Here is a 2,952-nt window from a genome sequence, read left to right as displayed (position 1 = left end):
GCGCGGGGCGGGCGGCGGCCGGGCGGGGGGACCTGCCGGGCGCGGCCCGGCTGTTGCGTGAGGCGCTGGACCTGTGGGAGGGGCCGCCGCTGAACGACCTGCGGGACTCCGCCGAGGTCGCCGAGGAGGCCGACCGGCTGGAGGCCCGCTGTCTGACGGTGTTCGAGGACTGGGCGGAGACCGAGATCGAGCTGGGCCGGGCCGCTGTCGCGGTGGACGGGCTGCGGGATCTGGTGGAGCGTCATCCGCTGCGGGAGCGGCTCCGGGCCGCCTGGATGAACTCCCTGCACCAGTCGGGCCGGCAGGCCGAGGCACTGGCGGTGTACGACGACTACCGGCAGCTGCTGGCGCGGGAGCTGGGTCTGGAGCCGAGTCCGGCGATGGCGGCGCTGTACCGCTCGATGCTCGGCCGGGGGCGCGAGGTCCGGCGGCCCGCCGCAGCCCGGGAGACGGTGAGCGCGGTGGCGCTGCCCGCCTGTACGGGGGCCTTCACCGGCCGCCGCGACGAACTGCGGGACCTGCTCGACGTGCTGGGCGGCGGCGAGGAGCGGGTGGTGGTCGTCTCGGGCCCGGCCGGGGCGGGCAAGTCGGCGCTGGCGGTCCGGGCGGCGCACCTGCTCGCCGACCGCTTCCCCGACGGCCGCTTCCAGGTCCGGGTGCGCCGGGAGGACGGTACGGCGCGCGGCCTGGCGGAGGTCCTGGCGGAGCTGGGGCGGCTGTGCGGGGTGGCGGGCGCCGCCCCGCCGGGGCCGGAGGGCGGGCAGGGGGACGTTCGGGCGGCGGGGGCTCTCGCGGACGCTTGGCAGGGGTGGCTGGCCCGGCACCGGGCGCTGGTCCTCCTGGACGACGTGCCGGGCGAGGCGGCCGTACGGGGGCTGCTGCCGCGGTCCGGGCGGTGTTCCGTACTGGTCACCGCACGGGGGCAGTTGGCCGGTCTCGCCCCGGTGCACCGGATCGCGTTGCCCGCGCCGGCGGACGGCGAGGCCCTGGAGCTGCTGGGGAAGCTGATCGGGGCCGGGCGGCTGCGGACCGACCCGGGGGCGGCGTTGCGGATCGTCCGGGCCTGCGGGGCGCTGCCGCTCGCGGTGGAGGTGAGCGGGATGCGGCTGGCGGTGCTGCGGCATCTGCCGCTGGCGGAGTACGCGGCCCGGCTGGAGGACCCGTCGGCCGCACTGGACGAACTGGTCGCCGGGGACGTCTCCGTACGGGATCGGATCGCGTCCGGCTGGCGGGATCTCGCGGACGGCGACCGGCGGGTGCTGGGGCGGCTGGCGGGGCTCTCCGAGGACGGGGGGTTCACCCTGGACCGGGCCACGGCGGCGCTGGGCTGCGGGGAGCGGGCGGCGATCCGGGCCGTCGAGTCGCTGATCGACGCCGGCGCGGTGACCTCGCCCGCCGGGGAGGTCACCGCGCACGCCGCGCTGTACGAGGTGCCGAGGCTGCTCGGCCTGTACGCCCGCGAGCGGGAGGCCCCCGCGCACGGCGGCGCACCCGCCGGCACCGGCGTACCGGTCACGCCCGCGCACCCCGGCGCACCCGCTCCCACCGGCGTACCGGGTCACCCCGGCCCACCGGCCCCCTCCGGCGTGCCGGCCCTGCCCCCGTATCTGCCCCCGACTCCGGCCCCGGATCTCATCGGCGTACCTGCCCGCACGGTGGTGGCGGCCGGTCCGCTCAGCCCAGGGTGAGCAGCTTCAGCAGGTCGTGCGGCCGGTCGCCGGCGGGGGCCCCGTGGGAGGGCCCGTCGGCTTCCGCCGCGGCCAGGAAGTGCAGGGCCAGCAGCAGCCCGGCCGCCCCGGTGGCCAGGTCGGCGGAGCAGCGCCGCAGCCCCGCCCCGGGCACCAGCAGCCGGTCCCCGTCGGCGACCAGGTGCCAGGACAGGTTGCGTACGGAGGCGAGGACCCCGGGCCCGGCCGGGCCCCGCTCCAACTGGCGTGCGGTGGCGACGAGTCCGGCCCGTCCCGTGAACAGCCCCGGTTCGCGGACGAACTCGTTGGTGCAGCCCTTGTGCACGCCGGGCAGCAGGGCGGCGAGCGCGGGCGCCTCGTGCCGGGCCAGGTAGGCGCGGGCGACCAGGGCGAAGCCGCCGCTGCCCTGGTCGAGGTAGAGCAGGTGGCGGCGGCCGTCCTTGACCTGGACGGTGCCGTCGGGCATCGCGGTGCAGTGACCGGAGTCCCGGTACAGGGCGGTGCGGGCGGCGCGCGGCAGCCACTCCTCACCGGTGAGCGCGTGGAGTTCGAGGTGCAGCAGGGCGACGCCGCTCAGTCCGCGCAGCAGCCCCGCGGAGGGCGGGGCGGCCGGGCCGCCGCCCGCCGCCGTTTCGCCGCGGACCAGACAGTCGAGGTCCCAGGCGGTGCGCAGGGCCAAGTCCACCAGCTCCGGGTCCGGGGCGGACGTGCCGGCCGTCGCCAGCCGCAGCGCGGCCAGGGCCGTGCCCGCGCGGCCGGTCAGCAGGTCGGCGGAGGTGGAGGGGTGCGCGGCGGCGGTGGCCCGGGCGAACAGTTCCCGCGCCTCGTCCGGGCGGCCGAGCAGCGCCAGCACCGCCGCGGTGCCCGGCAGTCCGTCGAACAGGCCGCCGGGTGACGCGGGGTCGCGCCGGTGGGCGGCCGCCACGAGCCAGTCGGTCCAGGCGTCCGGGACGGGGGCCCCGGTGCGGTGGAGGGCGTAGAGGACGCCGGCGGCCCCGTGCGCCAGGTCGCTTCCGCCGGTGGCGAAGGCCTTCGGGTCGCCGGGGAAGAGCCGGTCGCGGCGCTCGGGCGTCGCGCCCGCGTGGATTCCGGCGAGCAGCCGGGTCCGCAGGCCGGCCCAGTCGGGGGCGGGGCCGTCGAGCAGGGCCGCGATCTCGCGCTCCCGGCCGTCCTCCACGGTCCGCAGGGCCGCGGGGCGGCGGGGCCCGGCGCCGGCCGCCAGGCCGTACTCTGTCTCTTATACACATCTCTGATGGCGCGAGGG

At 78.7% G+C, this 2,952-nt stretch carries 1 protein-coding gene and 1 pseudogene; one reads left to right on the top strand and one right to left on the bottom strand.

Annotation, left to right across the window (positions count from 1 at the left end; genetic code table 11):
* Positions 1 to 1,688: BTAD domain-containing putative transcriptional regulator (locus CR470_RS37095; RefSeq protein ID WP_257139056.1), on the top strand; the 1,688-nt coding region annotated here is incomplete at its 5' end.
* On the opposite strand, the pseudogene CR470_RS37090 reads toward CR470_RS37095, so the two are convergent.
* A pseudogene (locus tag CR470_RS37090) lies at positions 1,675 to 2,916 on the bottom strand (class III lanthionine synthetase LanKC); the annotation flags it as partial. The gene CR470_RS37095 and the pseudogene CR470_RS37090 sit on opposite strands and share 14 nt — an antisense overlap.
* Between the last annotated feature and the right edge of the window lie 36 nt (positions 2,917 to 2,952).

This window comes from Streptomyces sp. rh34, from assembly GCF_002551245.1.
Classification (GTDB): domain Bacteria; phylum Actinomycetota; class Actinomycetes; order Streptomycetales; family Streptomycetaceae; genus Streptomyces.
This window is presented reverse-complemented; position numbering and strand designations above follow the sequence as displayed.